The organism is Streptomyces sp. NPDC014870, from assembly GCF_043081505.1.
Taxonomy (GTDB): Bacteria; Actinomycetota; Actinomycetes; order Streptomycetales; family Streptomycetaceae; genus Streptomyces.
The window spans coordinates 187,536-209,440 of record NZ_JBIBWQ010000001.1 but is presented as its reverse complement, the minus strand read 5'-3'; the positions used below and the strand labels follow the sequence as shown (position 1 = coordinate 209,440).

Annotated in this window: 16 protein-coding genes and 1 riboswitch; of the genes, 4 read left to right on the top strand and 12 right to left on the bottom strand. The window is 73.4% G+C overall.

The window, feature by feature from the left end; translation table 11 throughout:
• The first annotated feature begins 8 nt into the window (after positions 1–8).
• A complete protein-coding gene (locus tag ACF09C_RS00870) occupies positions 9–1,121 on the top strand; it encodes a CapA family protein (RefSeq protein ID WP_392087150.1) in 1,113 nt (370 codons plus the stop codon).
• Between the two features lie 58 nt (positions 1,122–1,179).
• Positions 1,180–2,457: a phosphoribosyltransferase family protein gene (locus ACF09C_RS00865; RefSeq protein WP_392087148.1), complete on the top strand. Its 1,278-nt coding sequence runs from the start codon at positions 1,180–1,182 to the stop codon at positions 2,455–2,457.
• Between the two features lie 33 nt (positions 2,458–2,490).
• Here the strand turns inward: ACF09C_RS00865 and ACF09C_RS00860 are convergent, their stop codons facing one another.
• From ACF09C_RS00860 to ACF09C_RS00845, 4 genes are all read right to left on the bottom strand, one after another.
• Positions 2,491–3,342, bottom strand: a complete 852-nt coding sequence (locus ACF09C_RS00860) for a transglycosylase SLT domain-containing protein (protein ID WP_392087146.1) — start codon at positions 3,340–3,342, stop codon at positions 2,491–2,493.
• Between the two features lie 4 nt (positions 3,343–3,346).
• A riboswitch (cyclic di-AMP (ydaO/yuaA leader) is annotated at positions 3,347–3,502 on the bottom strand.
• Positions 3,503–3,807: 305 nt separating this feature from the next.
• Positions 3,808–5,832, bottom strand: coding sequence for a phosphocholine-specific phospholipase C (locus ACF09C_RS00855; protein ID WP_392087144.1), 2,025 nt, complete (start codon positions 5,830–5,832; stop codon positions 3,808–3,810).
• A 158-nt stretch (positions 5,833–5,990) separates the two neighbouring features.
• Entirely contained in the window at positions 5,991–7,640 is a 1,650-nt protein-coding gene (locus ACF09C_RS00850; protein ID WP_392087142.1) for a SpoIIE family protein phosphatase, read from the bottom strand.
• 11 nt (positions 7,641–7,651) lie between these two features.
• The gene (locus ACF09C_RS00845; protein WP_392087140.1) at positions 7,652–7,915 is read right to left on the bottom strand and encodes a LapA family protein; all 264 of its coding nucleotides are present in this window, start codon (positions 7,913–7,915) and stop codon (positions 7,652–7,654) included.
• A gap of 125 nt (positions 7,916–8,040) precedes the next feature.
• Here ACF09C_RS00845 and ACF09C_RS00840 point away from each other — a divergent pair, with 125 nt between their 5' ends.
• Positions 8,041–10,341 (top strand): PAS domain-containing protein, encoded by a 2,301-nt coding sequence (locus ACF09C_RS00840; RefSeq protein ID WP_392087138.1) that lies wholly within the window; start codon positions 8,041–8,043, stop codon positions 10,339–10,341.
• Positions 10,342–10,359: 18 nt separating this feature from the next.
• Here ACF09C_RS00840 and ACF09C_RS00835 read toward each other — a convergent pair whose 3' ends face one another.
• The 6 genes from ACF09C_RS00835 to ACF09C_RS00810 all read right to left on the bottom strand — a co-directional run bounded on the left by ACF09C_RS00835 (position 10,360) and on the right by ACF09C_RS00810 (position 16,457).
• A complete protein-coding gene (locus tag ACF09C_RS00835) occupies positions 10,360–11,115 on the bottom strand; it encodes a GntR family transcriptional regulator (protein ID WP_392087136.1) in 756 nt (251 codons plus the stop codon).
• 71 nt (positions 11,116–11,186) lie between these two features.
• Positions 11,187–12,188, bottom strand: coding sequence for a proline racemase family protein (locus ACF09C_RS00830; protein WP_392087134.1), 1,002 nt, complete (start codon positions 12,186–12,188; stop codon positions 11,187–11,189).
• 12 nt (positions 12,189–12,200) lie between these two features.
• Positions 12,201–13,067, bottom strand: coding sequence for a dihydrodipicolinate synthase family protein (locus ACF09C_RS00825; RefSeq protein ID WP_392088628.1), 867 nt, complete (start codon positions 13,065–13,067; stop codon positions 12,201–12,203).
• 160 nt (positions 13,068–13,227) lie between these two features.
• The gene (locus ACF09C_RS00820) at positions 13,228–14,820 is read right to left on the bottom strand and encodes an FAD-dependent oxidoreductase (RefSeq protein ID WP_392087132.1); all 1,593 of its coding nucleotides are present in this window, start codon (positions 14,818–14,820) and stop codon (positions 13,228–13,230) included.
• Positions 14,798–15,148 (bottom strand): (2Fe-2S)-binding protein, encoded by a 351-nt coding sequence (locus ACF09C_RS00815; RefSeq protein ID WP_392087130.1) that lies wholly within the window; start codon positions 15,146–15,148, stop codon positions 14,798–14,800. The genes ACF09C_RS00820 and ACF09C_RS00815 overlap by 23 nt, the downstream gene beginning before the upstream one ends.
• A 133-nt stretch (positions 15,149–15,281) precedes the next feature.
• Positions 15,282–16,457, bottom strand: coding sequence for an NAD(P)/FAD-dependent oxidoreductase (locus tag ACF09C_RS00810; RefSeq protein WP_392087128.1), 1,176 nt, complete (start codon positions 16,455–16,457; stop codon positions 15,282–15,284).
• A 241-nt stretch (positions 16,458–16,698) separates the two neighbouring features.
• Between ACF09C_RS00810 and ACF09C_RS00805 the strand changes: the two genes are divergently transcribed.
• Positions 16,699–19,065: a collagenase gene (locus tag ACF09C_RS00805; RefSeq protein WP_392087126.1), complete on the top strand. Its 2,367-nt coding sequence runs from the start codon at positions 16,699–16,701 to the stop codon at positions 19,063–19,065.
• 9 nt (positions 19,066–19,074) lie between these two features.
• Here ACF09C_RS00805 and ACF09C_RS00800 read toward each other — a convergent pair whose 3' ends face one another.
• Together ACF09C_RS00800 and ACF09C_RS00795 are read right to left on the bottom strand one after the other, a co-directional pair.
• Positions 19,075–20,532 (bottom strand): FAD-dependent oxidoreductase, encoded by a 1,458-nt coding sequence (locus ACF09C_RS00800; RefSeq protein WP_392087124.1) that lies wholly within the window; start codon positions 20,530–20,532, stop codon positions 19,075–19,077.
• A 145-nt stretch (positions 20,533–20,677) separates the two neighbouring features.
• Complete coding sequence (locus tag ACF09C_RS00795) at positions 20,678–21,823, bottom strand: PP2C family protein-serine/threonine phosphatase (RefSeq protein WP_392087122.1); 1,146 nt, start codon at positions 21,821–21,823, stop codon at positions 20,678–20,680.
• Between the last annotated feature and the right edge of the window lie 82 nt (positions 21,824–21,905).

Genomic DNA, 21,905 nt, shown 5'->3' with positions numbered 1-21,905 from the left:
CTGGGTACATGGACGGTGACCTGGTCGGACTGTTCCTCTGCGGCGACGTGATGCTCGGCCGCGGGGTCGACCAGATCCTTCCGCACCCCGGCGACCCGCACCTGCGCGAGCGGTACGTGCGCGACGCACGGTCCTACGTGGCGCTCGCGGAGGCGGTGAGCGGCCCGATCCCGCACCGCGTGGACTTCGACTACCCCTGGGGCGTCGCCCTCGACGCCCTCGACGCGGCGGCGCCCGACGTCCGCGTCACCAATCTGGAGACGGCCGTCACCACGAGCGACGAGACCGCCCCCGGCAAGGCCGTGCACTACCGGATGCACCCGGAGAACGTGCCCTGCCTGACCGCCGTCCGCCCCGACGTCTGCGTCCTGGCCAACAACCACGTCCTGGACCACGGCCGCGGCGGCCTCGCCGAGACCCTCGACACCCTGGCGAAGCACGGCGTGCGCACGGTGGGCGCCGGCGAGGACGCCGAGGCAGCCGCCAGGCCCGCGATCGTCGACCTGCCCGGCGGCGGCCGGCTCGTCGCGTACGCCCTGGGCATGGCCTCCAGCGGCATCCCGCGCGACTGGGCCGCCACCGCCCGCCACAGCGGGGTCCACTACGCCGCCGGGCCCACCGCGGCCTCGGCCGCCCGCCTCCTCGCCCGGATCCGGGACACCAAGGCCCCCGGCGACCTCGTCCTGGTCTCCCTCCACTGGGGTTCCAACTGGGGGTACGCGCTCACCGGGGGTGACGTCGACTACGCGCACGCGCTGATCGACGCCGGCGCCGACGTGGTGCACGGCCACTCCTCGCACCATCCCCGGCCGCTGGAGGTCCACCGGGGCAAGCTCGTGCTGCACGGCTGCGGCGACCTGATCAACGACTACGAGGGCATCACCGGCTACGAGCAGTACCGCGACGAGCTGCGCCTGCTGTACCTCGTCTCGGTGCGGCCCGACGACGGCCTGCTCCAGGAGGTGAGGATCATCCCCCTTCGGGCCCGGCGCATGCGGCTGGAACACGCCCCCGGTCGCGACACGCGCTGGCTCCACGACGTACTCGGCCGGACCAGCCGGCCCCATGGCGCGCGGGTCGACCTCGGCGAGGACGGAACCCTCGTCGCGCGCCCCGCCTGACGGGCGCGGCCCCGCCCCCGCCCGCGCGCACGCTCAGCACCAGGGAGACGAGCGGGTCATGTACTTCACCGATCGGACCGACGCCGGACGGCAGCTCGCCGCAAGTCTGGGGCACCTCAAGGGCCGCGACGTCGTGGTCCTGGGGCTCCCGCGCGGCGGTGTGCCGGTCGCCGAACAGGTCGCCGACGCCCTCGGGGCGCCGCTCGACGTCTGTCTCGTCCGCAAGCTGGGGGTGCCCTACCAGCCGGAGCTCGCGATGGGCGCCATCGGCGAGGGGGACGTACGGGTCCTCAACGACCACGTCCTGGCCGACAGCCGGGTCTCGGCCGGGGACCTCGCCGGTGTGGAGGCGCGCGAGCGGGTCGTGCTCGGGCAGCGCTCCCGCCGCTACCGGGGCGCCCGGCCGGCGGCCCGGCTCGACGGCAGGACCGTGGTGGTCGTCGACGACGGCCTCGCGACAGGCGCCACGGCGGTCGCCGCCTGCCGGGTCGTGCGGGCCCAGGGGGCCGCGCGGATCGTCCTCGCGGTGCCGGTCGCACCGGCCGACTGGCGGGACCGGATCGGCCGGGAGGCGGACGAGACCGTCAGCGTCCACGAGCCGGCCTTCTTCTACGCGATCGGCCAGTTCTACCAGGACTTCTCGCAGACCGCCGACGAGGAGGTCGTCGCCTGCCTGGAGCGCCACCACGCCCGGCAGGACCAGGACGACGGAGACCCGGAGGTCCGTATCCCGGTCGCGGGCGTGGAGGTCGCGGGCCATCTCGTGGTGCCCGTCGAGGCTCCGGGGATCGTGGTCTTCGCCCATGGGAGCGGCAGCAGTCGCCACAGCCCCCGCAACCGCGCCGTCGCGGAGTCCCTGAACCGGGCCGGGCTCGGCACGCTCCTCTTCGACCTGCTCACGGAGGACGAGGCGGCCGACCGGGCCAATGTCTTCGACACCGAACTCCTCGCCGGCCGACTGGCCCGGGCCACCCGCTGGCTCGTGGGACGCCCCGGCCTCGAAGGGCTGCGAACCGGCTGGTTCGGCGCCAGCACCGGCGCGGCGGCCGCCCTGTGGGCCGCAGCCGATCCGCTGTCCGAGGTGGCCGCCGTGGTCTCCCGGGGCGGCCGCCCGGACCTCGCGGGGCGACGGCTCGCCCAGGTACGCGCGCCCACCCTGCTGATCGTGGGCGGCGACGACCGCCTCGTCCAGGAGCTGAACGAGGCGGCCCGGTCCCGCCTGACGTGCGAGAACCGCCTCGTCGTCGTCCCCGGTGCCGGGCACCTCTTCGAGGAGCCCGGCACCCTGGAACAGGTCGGCGAACTCGCCGCGAGCTGGTTCACCGACCACTTCTAGCGGGGCCGGTGCCCCGCCTCTCCGCCGGTGGGGCTAGTACGGCCCGTTGACGTTGTCGATGGATCCGTACCGGTCGGCCGCGTAGTTGCAGGCGGCGGTGATGTTGGCGACCGGGTCGTAGAGGTCCATCGAGGTGCCGGGCACGTGGTAGGCGAGGAACGTCGGCTCGATCACCTGGAGCAGACCCTTGGACGGGGTGCCCTTGGCGGCGTTGGAGTCCCAGTTGTTGATGGCCAGCGGGTTGCCGGAGGACTCGCGCATGATGTTGCGCTGGATCCCCTCGTACGTACCGGGGATGCCGTACTTCTGCATGATGTCCAGCGACTCCCGGATCCAGCCGTCGAGGTCGTTGGTGTAGCTCTTCGCGGCCACCGGGGTCGCCTTCGCGGGCGCGGCCTTCGCGGGAGCCGCCTTGGCCGGGGCGGTGCGCTGCTGCGAGCGGTCGGCGCGGTCCGTGCTCGTCGTACGCGCCTGCGACTTCGGTTTCTTCGGGGCCGCGGCCTTTCCGTGCAGCGTGAGTTCGAGGCCGGGGTGGATGAGTGACGGATTGTCACCCACGGTCGCGCGATTCGCGCGGTAGAGGGCCTGCCAGCCACCCTGCACACGCTGCTCGTGCGCGATCACCGAAAGGGAATCACCGCGGGTGACGGTATAGGTCTTCGCGGCGGAATTCTGCGCGGTCGGAATGGATTCCGCGATCTTCGCCGGGGCGCTGAGAACGGTCTTCCCCACGGGGGAGACCGCGGGCGCCGAGGTGGGCGCGGCGTGCGCGGTGGCCGTGCCGACCAGGGGCAGGGCCAGGGCGGCGCCGCCCGTGCTCGCGAGGGCGAGGCCACGGGTCAGGGGCCTTCTCTTGGGGCGCCGGTGCTTACCGTGTGCGGGCATGTTGCAGTCCTCTCCGGCGCCTGCGGGGTGAGCTGTCGGGTTCGGGCTGGAGATGCCCGGCCGCGCGTGCGCGACTTCACCCCGAGCCGTGCCGGAAATCCGGACCGGCGAAAAGTGGGTCCCCCGCTCCTGCCGTCGGGTGAATGAGCGGTCTATTTCGGACGGTGGCAGGATTCGGCGTTCCGTCCGGGTCGAGGTGACCGTAAGCGAGAAATGTCGGACGAAACAAGGCGCCGAATGCGCGGGTATTTCTCCGAGGACTTCCGCCGTCCGCCCGGCGCGCCGAACTTCCTTGCCGGACAAGGGGACGGGGCGGTTCCAAAGATCGTCGAAAAGGTGAGGTGATTCGCCTCACGCGCCGTACCATAACGGACATGCAGGGAAATTCCGCCGAGTTGAGAAATGGGGCACAAGGGGATGTGAAATCCCTTGTGCCCCATTTGGCCGGAACTGTGGATGTGCGGGTCAGCCGGTGATGCTCGGCGCGCCCGTCTCGATGTGGCCGGTGTAGCGGCGCGACCAGGTGCCGTCGATGTCGGCCAGGATCGTGAAGTCGTACCAGCCGTCGTTGTACGCCACCGCGTTGAAGTAGTCCTCGCGCGAGGAGTTCGCCGCCACCGTGTACGTCCACGGCCCGTCCGTGCGGTAGGCGTTCGAGCGGACGGTGAAGGTCACCGGTCCTGCCGAGGTGTTGGTCAGCTTGAACCAGACGGCCGTCTTGCCGGTGCCCGGCTCGGTCGCGAACCGGGCCGCCACCTCGATCGCCTTACCCGCCTTGGAGGCGTCGCCGATGAAGCGCCGCAGGAAGCGGTTGGGGCCCATCATCGAGATGTCGTACTTGCCCGAGCCCGACCCGAGGCCGATGTTGAAGTAGTCCGTGGACGTGGCGCCCGGCTCGACCGTGTACTGCCAGGCCGCCGTGTCCCGGTGCTGGTGCGGGTGGATCGTGAAGTGGGCGGGGCGCTTGGCCGGGGTGCCCTGGTTGGTCATCGAGAACCAGGCGAGGATCTTGCCCGCCGCCCCGAACTCGAAGCGGTCGAGGTTTCCGTTGACCTGGTACGGCAGGGCACGCGCCGGACGCGTTCCGGACTCCTGCGCCGGCAGGGCGTTGTCCTGCGGCACCGGGTTGGGCAGCGGGCCGCAGGTGTCCTGGCCGATGACCTTGGCCGTGGACGGCAGACCCGAGGGGACGCCGTACACCGGGCGCGCGAAGTCGAAGACGCCCGTCAGGTCGCCGACCACCTTCCGCCGCCAGGCGCTGATGTTCGGGCAGGTGGCCGGGGTGCCGAGGGCGGCCGTCCAGACCTCCATGAAGCGCAGCACGGAGGTGTGGTCGAAGACCTCGGAGCTGACCCAGCCGCCACGCGTCCAGGGCGACATCACGAGCATCGGGACCCGGAAGCCGAGGCCGATCGGCACACCGTCGATGAACTCGCCGGGGGTGCCGGGCGGGGCGACCGGCGGCGGCACGTGGTCGAAGAAGCCGTCGTTCTCGTCGTAGTTGAGGAACAGCACCGTCGAGTCGAAGACCTCGGGGTTCGCGGCCAGCGCGCGGTAGACCAGGTCGACGAAGTGCGCGCCGTCGCCGGGCGGGGCGTACGGGTGCTCGGAGAACGCCTCGCTCGCCACCACCCAGGAGACCTGCGGCAGCGTGCCGGCGACGACGTCGGCGCGGATCGCGGCCGCGATGTCGTCCGGGGTGGAGCCGGTGACCTTCGGCACCGACCCCATGCCGCGGTCGTGGAGCGGGTCGCCGGGGCGGGCGTCGGTGAACTTCTTGAAGTACGCGAGCCCGTTGTCGCCGTAGTTGTCCTGGGCGTTCTGGTAGACCTTCCAGCTCACCCCGGCGCGCTGCAGCGCCTCGGCGTACGTCTCCCAGGTCAGCCCGGACTCCTCGCCGCCGTCCTTGCTGGAGGCGTCGATCTTCCCGCTCCACAGGAAGGTGCGGTTGGGTCCTGTGGCGCTGAGCGCCGAGCAGAAGTAGGCGTCGCAGACGGTGTAGTTGTCGGCGAGCGCGTAGTGGAACGGTATGTCGCCGCGGTCCAGGTAGCCGAGGGTGCGGGTGTTGCCGACGCCGGTGACCCAGTTGTCCATCCGGCCCTTGTTCCACGCCGCGTGCTGCGAGGTCCAGCTGTGCGGGAGGTCGCCGTTGCACTGGGCGAGGGTCTCGCCGTCGACACCGCCCGCCGGCGGCGTGGCGCTCAGCTTCCACGGGTACTGGCGGCCGCCCCAGTTGGGCTGGTTGAACATGCCCCAGCCGCCCGGGATGTTGCCCGCGGCCCGGTCGCCGAAGCCGCGCACACCGCGCAGCCGGCCGAAGTAGTGGTCGAAGCTGCGGTTCTCCTGCATGAGCACCACGATGTGCTTGACGTCCGTGATGGTCCCGGTCGCGCCCGCTGCGGCGGCCGACGCCGTGCCCGCGGGCAGCGCCGCGCCCGCCGCGAGCCCTGCCCCGATCCCGACGAATCCCCTGCGGCTGATGGGAGTCAATGCCCCGCCTCTCGTGTCACCGCATGCCCCACTGGCACACGGTGGACAGGATGGGGGAGCCGGAGCTAAAGGTATACATCCGCGCGGTAAGTCTTTGGTGAACTTCCGAAGGGCAGCAGGTAGTTGCACTTGATTGGTTCGTACATGAACCAATGCGGCTAGCGCGGGGTTGTCCCTGCGGGGTCGCGCTGCACCATCAGCAGCGCCGCGTCGTCCTCCGCGTGCGGGCCGCCGGTGAGGGAGTCGAGGAGGTGGTCGGCCAGCTCCTCCAGATCGGGCGGCCCGCTCGTGAAGGCGGCGGCCAGCCGCGACAGGCCGATGTCGAAGTCCTCGCCCGGCTTCTCGACGAGCCCGTCGGAGTAGAGCAGCAGCGTCTCGCCCGGTGCGAGGACGGTCGTCGTGTACGGATACGGGGCCGTCCCCCACTCGGCGGGCAGGCCCAGTGGTGGGCCGCCCGCCAGCCGCACGCGCTCGACCGACCCGTCGGCGTGGCGCAGCAGCGGCGGCGGATGGCCCGCGTTCGCCACATGGGTCTCGCCCGTGGCGAGCGAGACCCGCAGGTACTGGCACGTCGCGAACCGGTCGCAGTCCAGCTGGGCCAGGAACGCCGACGCCTTGCCCAGGACGGTCTCGCAGCCGTGGCCCTCCGCCGCGTACGCGGCCATCGCCACCCGCAACTGCCCCATGAGCGCCGCCGCCTCGGTGTCGTGCCCCTGCACGTCACCGATCGCGAGCCCGAGCCCGCCGTCGGGCAGTACCACCGCGTCGTACCAGTCGCCGCCGACCCGCACCCCCTTCCGGGCCGTCCGGTACCGCACCGCGATCCGCCCGCCGGGCGGCCGGGGGATCCGGCGCGGCAGCATCGCGCTCTGCAGCGCGGTGGCGATCTCCTGGGACCGGTCGAGCGGCACCACCCGGTGCACCGCGCGGGCCACCGCCTTGGCCCAGCCGGCCATCAGGGTGTGGTCCGCGTAGGAGAAGACCGACCGGTCGTCGTAGAACACGCCCAGCGCGCCGAGCGGCTGCCCCTCGTCCACCAGCGGCAGGAACGCGGCGGCCGTGGCGCGGAAACCGAGCCGGTAGGGCTCGAGGTTCGGGTAGCGGTCGAGGAAGGCGTGCACGGAGGTGAAGAAGAGCGGGCTGCACGTACGGACGACGTCGTTCAGGGGCAGCGAGTCCGCGAGCCGTGACTTCGAGGGAAAGCCGCTGGTGCCGGGGGAGACCACGGTGCGGACCAGTTGCAGCCGTCCCTGTTCCAGTACGCCCAGGGAGATCCCCCGTGCCCCGAGCGGGCGCAGGCTCACCTCGCTCCCGAGCACTTGGGCGACCTCGTTCACACTCATCGCACGGGCCAGCGCGAGCGCCCCTTCGCCCAGGGCGCGCAACGGATCCCGCTCCTCCTCCGCCGGTAGCCGCAGCGCGGTGCGGGCCAGGTCGAGGGTGGCGTCCCGGACCACCCCCACCACGCGCACCGCCCCGCCCGGGCGCTCGCGGACCAGGGAGCCACGGGCGTGCGTCCAGCGGGTCCGTCCGTCGTGGAGGCGCACCTGGAAGTAGGCGCTGTACGCGTTCCTGCGGCCGGCCAGCAGGTCGGCGGAGAGCCCCGACAGCAGATCCCAGTCCGCCGGCCGGATGCGGGGGCGCAGATCGGCCGTGGAGCCGGTGACCTCGGCCGGCAGCAGCCCGAACACCGTCCGGGCCACCGGGTCGAGGACCATCCGCCCACTCGCCGGATCCCAGGCGAAACACCCCACGCGGGTCGCCGCGAGCGCCTCGCCCGGCTCCAGCCGGGGATCCGTGTCGACCATCCGGGTGGCCGTCAGCGCCGGGCGCGCCGACGGGCGAGGTACATGCCGAGGAGCATTCCGACGAGCAGGGTGACCGTGAGAACGCTCCAGAGCGGCAGCGTGACCGTGGGGATCCACAGCCTGATCGTCACCGACCCGGTGTTCGCGGCGATGAACCAGATCGCCGCGACCGCGAGGACCAGGAAGCCGATCGTGCGCAGCCGCATGTCCCGGCCTTTGACCGTGACGGTCGGGGGAGCGTGCGGTGCAGATTCCTTACGGGCCATGGTGCTCATTATCGGACTTTTCGGGCGAGTGTGCTGATCGTCGGCAGTGACTTCCCCCGGATGCCCCGCCGCCCGCCAGGAACTAGGCTCCCTGGGCAACGGCAGATGTCCGCCCACGCCGAGTGCGAGGCACGATGGCAGAGCGTGAGGATTCCCCGGTCGAGGACGGTCGGGAAGGCCGCGCGGCCCCGGCAGAAGGGCCGGCTCCGGAAGAGCTGCCGGGTCCGGCAGGCAGGCCGGGTCCGGGTGCCCGCGAGGGGCGCGGCGCCGTCGCCGTCCTCGACGAGCGCGGAGTCGTCGTGGCCTGGAGCCGGGCCGCCGAGCGGCTCCTCGGTGTGGACCCCGCCCGGATCCTGGGCCGTCCCGTCACCGACCTGCTCACCGAGGTCGTCGTCGAGGAACTCTCCGAGGGCGTGACCGTCGGCCCGGTGATCACCGACGGCGAGGCCGAGCCCGGGCGCTGGGGCCTGTGGCCCGCAGGGCCGCTCCCCGGGGGCATCCGTTCCGGGGTCCTGGAGGCCGTCTTCACCCAGTCGCCGGTCGGCCTGCACGTGGTCGACGCCGATCTGCGGGTGCTCCGGGTCAACTCGGCGGCCGTCGGCATGCGGGGCATCCCCGAGCGGGAGATCGTCGGCCGGCCGTTCAGCCAGGTCTACGAACGCTTCACCTCGCTGCCGGTCGAAGGAACCCTGCGCCAGGTCCTGGCCTCGGGCGTCCCGGTCTTCGACCGACGCGTCTCGGGCTACCCGCGCGCGGACCCGCTGCGCGAACACATCTTCTCCGTCTCCATCTTCCGTCTCGAGGACGACGCCGGCCGCCCCCTCGGCCTCGTCGCCTCCGCCGTCGACGTCACGGCCCGCGAGCGCGCCCGCGACCGGCTCGCGGCCCTGCACCTGGTGCACGGGCGGATGGGCCTCCTCCTGGACCCGGTGCGGTGTGCCCGGGAACTGGCCCGGGCCGCGGTTCCGATCCTGGCCGACGTCGCCACGGTCGCCCTCACCGCCCCACCGCTCCACGGCCCCGACGCCGACCGTTCCCGGACGCTCGACGAGACCCTGCGCTGTGTGGCCGTATGGCCGCCGCACGCCGACGAGGCACCGGAGGTGGGCGCCGAGGTCGCCCCCGAAGGCCGGATCGGAGACGGGCCGTACATCGAGCCGCAGACCGCGGGCGGGCCCACCCTCGTGGCCCCGATCATGCTGCGCGGCGCGCTCCTGGGCGTCGCCCGCTTCTCCCGGCCGGGCCGGACCGACCCGTTCGAGGCCGACGACCTGCGCCTCGCGGCGGACCTGGCCGCCCACACCGCCGTCTGCGTCGACAACGCCCGGCGCTACGAGCACTCCCACGCCGTGGCGCTCGCGCTCCAGGGCAACCTGGTACGGCGCGGCGGCACCGGCGTCAGCACCGGCGGCGGCACGCTGGAGACCGCGCACCGCTACCTCCCCACCGGACTCGGCACCGGCGCCTGGTTCGACGTCATCCCGCTCTCCGGCGGCAGGGCTGCCCTGACGATCGGTCATATCGCCGGTGTAGGACCCGATGCCACCGCCGCCATGGTCCAACTCCGCTCAGCGGTCCAGGCGTTGGCCGCACTCGATCTCGACCCGCACGACCTGCTCGCCCGCCTGGACGACGTCACCCGCCGCCTCGACGAGGAACGCTCCGCCGCCGGTACAGGGGAACCCCTCACCGCCCAGTGCGTGTACGCCGTCCACGACCCGGTGACCGAGACCTGCGCGATCGCCCGGGCGGGCCGCCAGACCGTCCTCGTCGGGCGTCCGGACGGCAGCCGGGGGACCCGCCTCCTGGAGGAGACCACCGCGCTGGGCCAGGAGGGGCCGCCGTTCGCCGCGGAGGAGATCCCCCTTCCCGTCGGCAGCACCCTCGTCCTGCTCTCCGGGTACGCGGCACCCGGCGATCCGGCTCTGGCCGAGCTGATGGAACAGCTCACCGGACCGCCCCCGGCCCGCCGGCTCTCCGCCGCAGCCCTCGACGACCTCCCCGCCGACCAGGCCGCCGTCCTCGTCGCCCGCACCCTGGCCCTCGACCCGGCCGACGTCGCCGAGTGGGACATCGGCCCCGCGCTCTCCTCCGTGGCCGGGGCCCGCCGCCGCGCCGTGGCCCGACTCGACGACTGGGGGCTGACCGAGGACACGGCCTTCTCGATCGAGCTCATCGTCAGCGAACTCGTCACCAACGCGATCCGGCACGGCACCCCGCCGATCCGCCTCCGTCTCGTCCGTAACCCGGCGGATCGCACCGTGACCTGCGAGGTCTCCGACGCGGGAGCGGCCGCGCCGCACCTGCGCCGAGCCCGCGCCGCGGACGAGGGCGGGCGCGGCCTGTTCATCTCGGGGGAACTGTCGGACCGTTGGGGGGTCCGTTGGCTCGGCGAGGGCAAGACCGTCTGGACGGAGAGCGCGTACGACGCGTGAGCCCCGCGGCCCCGACGCTCAGCTTCCGGCGCGCGGCCTGCCGACGGTCGGCGTGGCGGACGCGGTCGGCGTGGCGGACGCGGACCGCGTGGCGGAGGGCCGGGCGTTCGCGCCGTCGCGGGCCCACAGCGACCGCACGTGGCTCAGATGGCGCACCATGCAGGCCTCGGCGCCCATCGCGTCCCCGGCCAGCATGAAGTCGAGCAGTTCCAGGTGCTCCTCGGCGGACGGCAGCAGTTCGCCCCGCTCGTCCAGGGCGGTCAGGCCGTAGAGACGCGACCGCTTGCGCAGATCGCCGACCGTCTCCACCAGCCGTTCGTTGCCGGACAGACCCAGCAGCGTGAGGTGGAATCGGCGGTCGGACTCCAGATATCCGATCAGGTCGTGGGCGCGGGCGGCCGCCACGATCTCCTCGGCGATCGGGCGGAGCGCCCGCAGCTCCTCGCGGTCCGCCGTCAGGGTCACCCGGCCCACCGTCGGCACCTCGATCAGGAGCCGGATGTCCGTGTACTGGTCGAGGTCCCGCTCGTTGACCTCCGTCACCCGGAAGCCCTTGTTGCGGACCGGCTCGACCAGGCCCTCACGGGCGAGGTCGAGCATGGCCTCACGTACCGGCGTCGCGGAGATGCCGAAGTCCTCGGCCAGGCCCGGCGCCGAGTACACCGCGCCGGGCTGCAGTTCGCCGGAGATCAGCGCCGCGCGCAGAGCGTGGGCCACCTGGTCCCGCAGGCGTTCCCGGGTGGTGATCAGTTGGCTCTGCTTCAGATGGCCCATGTGCCGCTCTCCGACTTCCGCTTGTCGCGCCGCCCGGCTGCCGGGGCGTGGCGCCGCACCAGCGTACAATTTCACATCAGGAACCCTCCCGGGAACGGGTCGTCGGGGTCCAGGAAGTACTGCGCGGTGCCCGTGATCCAGGCCCGCCCGGTGATCACGGGAACCACGGCCGGTACGCCGCCGACCTCGGTCTCCTCGATCAGCCGACCGGTGAACCGGGTGCCGATGAACGACTCGTTGACGAAGTCCTGGTCCAGCGGCAGCCGGCCCCGCGCGTGCAGTTGCGCCATGCGCGCGGAGGTTCCCGTGCCGCAGGGGGAGCGGTCGAACCAGCCCGGGTGGATCGCCATCGCGTGCCGGGAGTGCCGGGCGTCCGAGCCCGGAGCGGTGAGATGAACGTGCTTCACGCCGGCTATCTCCGGCCGCAGGGGGTGCCTGGGGCGGTCGGTCGCGTTGATCGCCTCCATGATCGCCAGACCCGCCGTGAGCAGGTCGTCCTTACGCTCCCGGTCGAACGGAAGCCCCAGCGCGTCCAGTTCGACGAAGGCGTAGAAGTTGCCGCCGAAGGCCAGGTCGTACGGGACGACTCCGTACCCCGGCACCTTCACCTCTTGGTCAAGGGCGGCGCAGTAGGCCGGGACGTTGGTGAGGCTCACCGCCTTCGCGACGCCGTCCTCGACCTGGACCTCGACCCGCACCAGACCGGCGGGGGTGTCGAGCCGCACGGTGGTCACCGGCTCGGAGACCGGCACCATGCCGGTCTCCACGAGCACGGTCGCCACCCCGATCGTCCCGTGGCCGCACATCGGCAGCAGCCCGGAGACCTCGATGAACAGGACCCCGAAGTCGGCGTCGGGGCGCGTCGGCGGCTGCAGGATCGCCCCGCTCATCGCGGCGTGCCCCCGGGGCTCGTACATCAGCAGCGTCCGGACGTGGTCCAGGTGCTCGATGAAGTGCAGCCGGCGCTCGGCCATGGTGGAGCCCGGGATCACCCCGACCCCGCCCGTGATCACGCGGGTGGGCATGCCCTCGGTGTGCGAGTCGACGGCGTGGAAGACGTGACGGGTGCGCACGCGGGACTCCTCTCAGTTCCGGCCGTCGGCGACGGCCTTCTCGGTGGCGGCCCTGACCTCGGCCTCCACGGCACCTGTCAGGGGCGAACGCGGTGCACGGCAGGGGCCGCCGGGACGGCCGACGATGTCCATGGACAGCTTGATCGCCTGCACGAACTCCGTCTTGGAGTCCCAGCGCAGGAGCGGGTGCAGCGCCTTGTAGAGCGGCAGGGCGCGGTCCAGGTCTCCGGCGACGGCCGCCCGGTACAGCTCCGCGCAGGACGCCGGAAGGGCGTTCGGGTATCCGGCCACCCAGCCGACCGCGCCCGCGAGGGCCAGTTCGAGCAGGACGTCGTCGGCGCCGATCAACAGGTCGAGTTCGGGGGCGAGTTCGGCGATCTCGTACGCGCGGCGGACATCGCCGCTGAACTCCTTGACCGCCACGATGTGGCCGTCCGCGTGCAGACCCGCGAGCGTGGCGGGGGTGAGGTCCACTCTGGTGTCGTGCGGGTTGTTGTACGCGACGACCGGCACGCCCACCGAGGCCACCTCCGCGTAGTGCGCGCGGACGGCGGAGAGGTCGGCGCGGTAGGTGTTGGGCGGGAGCAGCAGCACCGAGCCGCAGCCGGCCTCGGCGGCCTGCTCGGTCCAGCGGCGCGACTCGGCGCTGCCGTAGGCGGCGACCCCGGGCATGACACGGGCGCCGTCGCCCGCCGCCTCGACGGCGGTACGGACGACACGGGCGCGTTCCTCGTCGCTCAGGGTCTGGTACTCGCCGAGCGAACCGTTCGGGACCACGCCGTCGCAGCCGTTCTCCAGGAGCCACCGGACATGGGCGGCGTAGGCGTCGTGGTCGACGGAGCGGCCGTCGGCGTGGAAGGGGAGCGTGGTGGCGACCATGATGCCGCGCCAGGGGCGCGCGGTGGTCCAGTCGGAGGAGGCGGGAGTGACGGTCACGGAGACCCCTTCAGTTGTGTGATGTGACATTGCACAGATGGATCGTCGGGGGTGGATGGAGAGCGGTCGACGGCCGCCGGCCGGGCGGGCCCGGGCGGCGGCGTCATGCCGGATCGGCGGTACGGGGCCGGTCCCCGTCCGGCGCGGGGTCCAGGGTCTCCTCCAGCGCGGCCAGCGCGCCCAGGGTGACCGGCACGGCCAGCGGCCGCCGTTCGGGGGAGGGGGGCGGCGGAACGGGCCGCTCGCTCAGGGTGCCGCCGACCGGTGCGGCACCGTCCGTCGGCGCCGCAGCACGCGCCAGGCAGGCGACCGCCGGGCCGCAGACCCGGCCCTGGCACCAGCCCATGCCCGCCCGCGTCAGCAGCTTCACGGTCCGCGCGTCGCGGGCGCCCAGGCTCTCGACGGCCTCCCGGACGCGCCCCGTGTCGACCTCCTCGCACCGGCACACTTCCGTACCGTCCTCCAGCCAGTCGGTCCACCCGTCCCGCGGCGCGTGCGCGGCGGCCATCAGCGCGGCGAAGGCGCGCAGCCGCGAACGGGTGCGCAGCAGGGACCGGGTCCGCGCGGGCGGGCCCTCCGCCGTGCACCCCCGGAGCCGCGCCGCCACCGAGGCACCCGCCAACTCGCCCTCGACCATGGCCAGTCGGGCACCGCCGACACCGGCCGTCTCGCCCGCCGACCACAGCCCGGGCACCGAGGTCCGCTGCCGCGCGTCCACGACGAGGGCCGTGGCACCGTCCTCCGTCGTGCGGGTCGAGCAGCCCAGCGAGGTGCCGAGATCGATCCGGGGGACGAGGCCGTGACCCACCGCCAGGACGTCGCAGGCGATGCGCCGTTCCGTCCCCGGAACGGGCCGCCACGCCCGGTCGAGCCGGGCCACCGTGACCGCCTCCACCCGCTCCGTGCCGTGCGCCCTGACCACGGCGTGCCGCAGGTACGGCCGCACCCCGTGTGCCGCCAACGGCGTCCCGTGCGTCAGGGCCTCCGCCCACTTGCCGGGGACCCTCGCGAGCACATCGGGCCGCCGCGCGTAACCGAGGAACCCGGCGGCCTCCACCACCGCGGGGACCCGCGCCCCTGCGGCCAGCAGCGAGGAGGCCACGGCCAGCAGCAGCGGCCCGCTGCCCGCGACGACGATCCTGGGACGGGTCCCGCCGGTCGTGCCGGGCAGCACGAGCCCCGACTTGAGCATCGCCTGCGCCCCGCCCGCGCCGACCACACCGGGCAGGGTCCAGCCGGGGAAGGGGAGCTGGCGCTCGGCCGCCCCCGTGGCCAGGAGGACGGCCCGGCCCCGGACGAGCGCGGGCCGCGCGCCGTCCCCGTCGGGCCCGGTCACGGCGTGCACCGCCCAGCAGGCGCCGTCCGCGCCCGCGCCCCGGACGCCCGCGGCCGGTTCGGCTGTCACGGTCCACACGTGGTGCTCGGGAAGGTGGACGCCCCCGCTCGCCTCCCAGCGCCGGCGCAGTCCGTCGAAGGCCGCCCAGTCGTGGTGCAGCGCCTCCGGCCGCACGGCCCCGAGACCGGGCGCGGGATGGCGGTAGTACTGGCCGCCGAGCCGGGCGTCGCCGTCGAGCAGCGCCACCGAGAGGCCGCGCTCGGCGGCGGTGGCGGCGCCCGCGAGACCGGCCGGGCCCGCGCCGACGACCACCAGGTCGTACGGGACCTGCCGGTCGTCAGGGGAGGTCGAGGTCGGCACGACCGTGTCCTTCCTGGGTGGTGACGACGTCACCCGGCGCGGCCGGGACGAGACACGCGCGGCGGCCCGGACGGCCGTTGACGGTGACCAGGCAGTCGAAGCACTGGCCGATCCCGCAGAACGCCCCACGCGGCGCGCCCCCGACCCGGGTCGTGCGCCAGGCGAGGACGCCCGCCGCCCACAGCGCGGCGGCCAGCGACTGCCCCGGCAGCGCGGTCATCGGCCGCCCGTCGAACGTGAACGGCACGGGCGGGCCTGACGGCCGCGCGTCGACGAGCTCGCGCGGGCCGCGCGCACGGTCGGCGCGGCGCCGGAAACGACGGAGCATGCTCACTCCCAGCCGAAGGGGGACGGGGTTCGGGGGTGCCGGGCCGACCGGACCGGCCGAACCGCTGTGACGGGTCGGGGTGTTCGGGCAGGGCGGGTCGGGCGGGTAGGTCGGGCCGGGCGAGGCGGGGAGGTCACGTGCGGTCCTCCGGAGTCTGCTCGGCGAACCGCTCCGGACGGAAGGGCCGGGCGTCCAGATCCGGTGCGACCCCGGTGAGGAAGCGGGAGATCAACAGGCCCGTGGCCGGGGCGAGTCCGATGCCCGCGCCCTCGTGGCCGCAGGCGTGCAGCAGCCCCGGGGCCCGCGGGTCGGGGCCGATCGCGGGCAGATGGTCGGGCAGGTAGGGGCGGAAGCCCGCGTACGCCCGCATCACCCGTACGCCGGCCAGGACCGGGAAGAGCCGCGCGGCGCCCGCCGCGAGCCGGCCCACGGCACGCGGTGAGAGCGTGCGGTCGAAGCCGACCCGCTCCCGGCTGGCGCCGATCAGGACCGGCCCCGCGGGCGTGCCCTCGACCACGGGGGAGGTCTGGAGCGCCGCCGAGTCGCTCGCGACATCGGCGACGTAGTCCGCCGCGTACACCTTGTGACGTACGAGGCGCGGCAGCGGCTCGGTGACCAGGACGAAGCCGCGCCGCGGCAGCACCGGCAGGCCGGCCCCCGCGAGCCGGGCCACCTCGCCGGCCCAACTCCCGGCGGCGTTCACGACGTACGGCGCGAACAGCCGCCCTCCGCCGGCCGTGCCGACTCCGCGCACGGCGCCGTCGGCCCCGGTGAGCAGGGTGGTGACCTCCGCGCCGAGGCGCAGCTCCGCGCCCGACGCGCGCAACAGCCGCGCGGCCGCGAGCGCCGGTTGCACCTGGGCGTCCTGCGGGTAGTGGAACGCCCCGGCGAGGCCGCCGGCGAGGTGCGGCTCCAGGTCGTGGAGCCGGTCGCCGGGGATCTCGTACGTCTCGACGCCTGCCGTGGACTGCTCCTTGGCGAACCGGCGCAGCGCGTCCAGCCCGGCCGGGTCCGAGGCGACCACCAGGCCGCCCTTGGCCTCGAACTCGGCCTCCGTCCGTAGGACGGGGCCGAGTTCGCGCCAGAGGCGGAGGGAGAGCAGGGCGAGGCCGAGCTCGGGACCCGGCTCCTTGTCGGAGACCAGCAGGTTGCCCTCGCCCGCTCCCGTCGTGCCGCCCGCGACGGGGCCGCGGTCGACGACGGTGACGGAGAGGCCCGCGCGTGCGGCGTAGTACGCGCAAGCCGCGCCGATCATTCCGGCGCCGACGACGATGACGTCGGACGCCGTGGAAGGGTGTCTCGTGGGCACGTCAGTAATATTTCACATGCCACTCGGCTTGCCAAGATGCTCAACAACCCCTGGTTGAGAGGGGGTTCAATCCTCTGGTCGGCCGTGATGCCACGGCTTTGGAGGGTGGGGGCGCGGAAAACTGACGAGACATAAGCCTTCTCAGTGCAATTTCACATTGCTATGTTACCCGGCATGTCCAGGGCAGGGGCATGTCAACCGCCCTGCTCCCCAACGAAGTTCACCCCTCACAGGAGACCTCGTGTCCCAGCACAGAACCGTGCGCACGACCCTGCTCGCCGTGGTGCTCACCGCCGGCCTCACCGCACCGCTCGCCTCCACCGCCCAGGCCGTGGCCCCCACCACGACCCCCGCCGCCCAGGGCGGCACCCTCGCGCCGGGCGCCACCGGACCGACCGCGCCGGCGACCTACGCGCCGAACCCGCACGACGAGGTGGACCGCCTCGCGACGGCCCCCGCCCTGAAGACGGGGCCCGCCGCCGCGCCCCGCGGCGTCACCGAAGGCCGCGTCCCCGGCCCGCAGACCGCTCCGCGCGCCACTGCGCGCGCCGCCTCGCAGACCACCGCCACCACCGCCGCGGGCGTCCCCTGCACCCTGGACGGCATCACGGGGCTGACCCCGACCCAGTTCGCCGACTTCCTCGCAGACCCCGCCGTCCAGGCCGACGGCTGTCTGCGCGACCTCATCTGGACCTGGGACGCACGCCTCGCCCCCGTGATGTCGGACGCCCACGTCCAGGCGGTGTCGAAGCGGATCAGCTCGCTCGCCGCGGGCCACGACGGCACCAACTCCAGCCACCTCCTGGAGATGTTCACCTATCTCCACGCCGTCGCCTACCACGACTTCAGCCGCCCCGAGATCGACGTCACCGACGCCCCCACGGTGGAGACCATGCGTGCGGCCACCGCCGCCTACGCCTACGCCGCACGCACCTTCGACGTCACCCCGGAGAACGCCCAGACACTCCGCGAGGCCCTCTACGCCGGCAGCGCCCCCGGCCTGCGCCAGCACCAACTCGGCCTGATCGCCCAGGTCCTCGCCCGCATGGGCGCCGCACACCCGCAGACCGCGACCGACCCGACCTGGGGCGGCGCCGCCCTCGCCGCGCTCTCCGTCAACTACCTCGGCGTCTACCCCGGCAACCAGGACACCGCCTTCCGTACGGCCGCCGCGCAGAACGCCGGGTACCGCGCCGCGTTCAAGGACTTCTCCACCTACACGTACCTGAAGAACACCGCCAACGCGTGGGTCGTCCGTGACGCCCTGGGCGAGTACGGGCGCTTCGGCCAGATCGACAGCCTCAAGACCAGGATCGTCGCCGACATCGGCGGACTCCTCGGCCCCGTGGAGACCAACTTCGGCTACGGCAGCGCCCCGTGGGCCTCCCTCGTCGGCTGGCTCAACTTCTACGAGGCCTGCGCCCCGTACAAGGTCTGCAAGGCAGACATCGAGGCGCGGATCTTCCCGTACACGTACAGCTACGACAACGGCGCGATCAAGGTCCGCACCGGACTCGACCGGGCCACCGTCGACCAGCTCTACTACGCGAGCAAGCAGGTCAAGTCCCAGTTCCACCGCGTGCTCGGCACCGAGCAGCCGCTCGCCGGCGACCCCAACGCCGTCCTCACCGTCGTGCTCTACGCCTCCCGGCAGGACTACGAGACCTACCACCCCATCCTCACCGGGATGAGCACCGACAACGGCGGCATCTACATCGAGCGCGGCGCGACCTTCTACACGTACCAGCGCCGCGTGCCCCAGGACTCCAGCCTCACCCTCGAAGAGCTGTTCCGTCACGAGTACGTCCACTACCTCAACGGCCGCTACGCCGTCCCCGGCTTCTTCGGCGAGGGTCCCTGGTACGAGAACGACCGCACCACCGCCATGGACGAGGGCACCGCCGAGTTCTTCGACGGCGCCACGCGCGACGACGGCGTCGCCGTCCGCAAGTCCCTCGTGCAGGGCGTCATCAGGGACACCGCGGGCGGCGGACCGCGCATGACCGTCGACCAGATCCTGCACGCCACCTACGAAGGCGACGGCTTCCGGTTCTACAACTACGCCGGCACGTTCTTCGAGTACCTGTGGACCGAACGGCCCGCGCTGCTCCAGGCCATGTACGGCTACCTCCGCGCGGGCGACGTCCAGGGCTACGACACCTGGCGCAACCTCCTCGGCAAGGACGCGGGCACCCAGCGCGACTACGACGCCTTCCTCGACCGCCAGATCGCCCACGTCGACGACCTGTTCGTCCCGGACACCCGGCACGAGCCGACCGCCGGCCTGCGCCACGCCACCCCCGACCAGATACGCACCGCCTTCGCGGCCGCCACGAGCAACACCCCGACCTGCACGCAGAGCGGCGACCCGGCGCAGCCGCGCTTCGTCTGCACGGGCCGGATCACCGCCAACCTCGGCGCGGCCTCCGACCCGGACCAGGTCTTCAAGGACATGTCGGAGACGGTCGACTACTTCGTCCTCGACCGCAGCCTCGCGGGCGGGAACAACTTCAACGACATGAACTGCTCCTTCGGACCGGTCGGCATCTGGTCCGACCGCCGGGCCGGCACGTCCGACTTCACCTGCGAGGGCCCGCTCCGCCGCTGAGCCCGCGGATCAGTGCGGCGGCTCGGGCACCGCGGTCTCCCGCTCCGGCGGGGCCGCGTCCGAGGACTGCAGGGGCCGGGACGCCGGCCCCTGCAGCACCCGCCCGTCCGCGGCCGCGAAACGCGAGCCGTGGCACGGGCACTCCCAGGCGTCCTCCAGCTCGTTGAAGCCCAGCTCGCACCCCATGTGGGTGCAGCGCGGCGGACGCGCGACCAGGTAGTGGCGGGCCACCGACGCCTGCGCCCGGGCCACGTCGCGGTACTCCCGCAGGGGCAGCGGGCGGCGCGGGTCGAACAGCTCGGTCCAGTCCGGGCGCGGCGCCCCGGTCACATGAGCCGCGAGGAGCCGCCCCGCCATCACGCCGTTGCTCATACCCCAGCCCCCGAAACCGGTGGCCACGAAGACGTGCTGCGTGTCCGGGTGCTCATGCCCCACGTACGGGAGGTGGTCCGCCGACATCACGTCCTGCGCGGCCCACCGGTACGTCTCCGTGGCCTCCCCGAACTCGGGGAAGATCCGCCGGGCCCACCCGGTGAGCCGCTCAAGGCGTTCCCCGGCGTGATCGGTGCCGGGTGCGCAGGCCTCACCGGTGACCAGGAGCAGCCGCCGGCCCTCGTCGTACGGTGCCGTGCGCACCGAGCGCGTCCGGTCCTCGGGGGTGAGGTACATGCCGCGTGGCGCCCGGTCGGCCGGCACGGGGGCGGCCACGACCAGCTCGCGCCGGACCGAGAGCCGGGCGAGCAGCGAGCTGTGCACGGTCAGCGGGAAGTGGGTCGCGACCACCACGTCCCGCGCGTGGACCGTGTGACCGGCCTCCGTGGTGAGCCGGCAGTCCGCGTGCTCCCGCAGCTCCGTCACCCGGGTCCGCTCGTGGATCGTGCCGCCACGCGCGACGACGGCCTCGGCGAGCCCCAGCAGGAACCTGCGGGGGTGGAAGAGCAGCTGCTCGTCGAGGCGGACCGCCGCCGCGACCGGGAAGGGCAGGTCGCTCTCCGTCCCGAACACGACGTCAAGACCCGCCTCCAGGGCGGCCGCGGCCTCCGCACGGATCTCGTCGGCCCGGCGCGCGTCCGTCACGTACGTGGAGGCGGGGGCCCGCTCGAGACCCGCGTCGATGCCGAGCTCCTCGCACAGGTGGACCACGTGGTCCATCGCGTCCCGCTGGGCGAGGGCGTACCGCGAGGCGGCGAGCGCGCCGTGGGTGTCGCGGAGCCGGGCGTAGGTGAGCCCGTGCAGCGCGGTCAGCTTCCCCGTGGTGTGCCCGGAGGTCCCGCACGCGACCCGCTCGGCCTCCAGGACCACCACCTCGCGCCCGGCGCGGACCAGCTCGTACGCGGTGCACAGGCCCGCGATGCCGGCCCCGATGACGACGACATCGGCCCTGAGGTCCCCGGCGAGCGCGGGCCGGTCCGGGGAGGGGGTGTCGCGCAACCAGTACGACGTGCCGAAACTCGCGTCCGCCGGCATCGCACGCTCCTTCGGTACGGGGCCGCCGCCGCGCGTGGCCCGCGAGGAGACGGACCGTGCGCGCGACCGCGCCGGGGTGAGTACCTGCTTCCGAACCTAGATCAGGCCGCGGCGATCCGCGTCCCGGGCCGTGGTGCCCCGCGGGCTACGCCTTCGGGGAGAGGCGTTCCACGGCGACGAGCGCCGCGTCGTCGCCGAGGTGACCGCCCGCGTACGTGCGCAGGTCGTCCCTGAGGTGGCCGAGCAGGGTCGGCGGGTCCTCCCCGACCCAGGCCGCGAGCCGCTCCGTGAGCGGATAGAAGGCCCGCGCGTGGTCACGTGCCTCCACGACGCCGTCCGTGTACAGCAGCAGGACGTCGCCCACGTCGAAGGGGAAGGTCTCCACCGTCACGTCGGGGGAGAGCACGTCGGCGAGACCCAGCGGAGGGCTCGCCTCGGCGCTGTCCAGAGGGACGATCCGCCCCCGTCGGAGCAGCAGGGGCGACGGATGCCCGCAGTTCACCAGCCGCACCACCGGCTCACGGTCGGGGATGTCGAGGACGAGCGCCGTGACGAAGGCCTCGGCCGCCTCGTCGGCGGCCTCCTCCGTGCCGGGTCCGGGCGCCGCGATGTCCTGCGGCTCCTCGGCGGAGCCGACACCCGCCTCCAGATGCCCGACCAGCGCGGGCAGCTCGGACTCACGGCGCGCCGTGACCCGGAAGGCGCCGAGCACGAGGGAGGCCTCGCCGATCGCGTCGAGCCCCTTGCCCCGGGCGTCCCCGATCAGCAGCCGGGTCCCCGTCGCCGTACGGGCCGCCGCGTACAGATCGCCACCCATCTGCGCCTCCTCCTCGGCCGCCAGATAGACCGACGCGATGTGCAGCGGCCCGGCCCGGTGGGGCAGCGGGCGCAGCACGACACTCTGCGCGGCCTGCGCGATCGAACGGAGCTGCGTCACCTTGCTCTCGTGCTGCTCGCGCAGGTAGGCGAAGAAGGTGACGATGACGGAGATCAGGACCAGCGCGATGATCTGGTACGTGTGGTTCAGATCGGTCAGGCTCGTCCGCACGATCGCCACCACCGACTGGGCCAGGACCGCGACCGCGCCCACGAACGCCGTCATGCGCGGCCCCGCGAACGACGCCGTCACGGCGGGCGCGGCGATCAGGAACGGCCCCAGGTGGACCTCGGGCGGAGCCAGGATGTCCACCACGGTGACCGCCGCGATCAGGGCGAACGACGCGCCCAGCAGCAGTCGCCGCCCGCCGCGCCGGGAGAGGCGGGATGCGGGGCCACGCCGACGGGCATCCATGGAAAAGGCATACATCAGCTCATGGGACCTGTCCTGTTGCCGCGCCTCCCGGCGCCGCGCGTCCCCGCCGGGCGACGCTCTG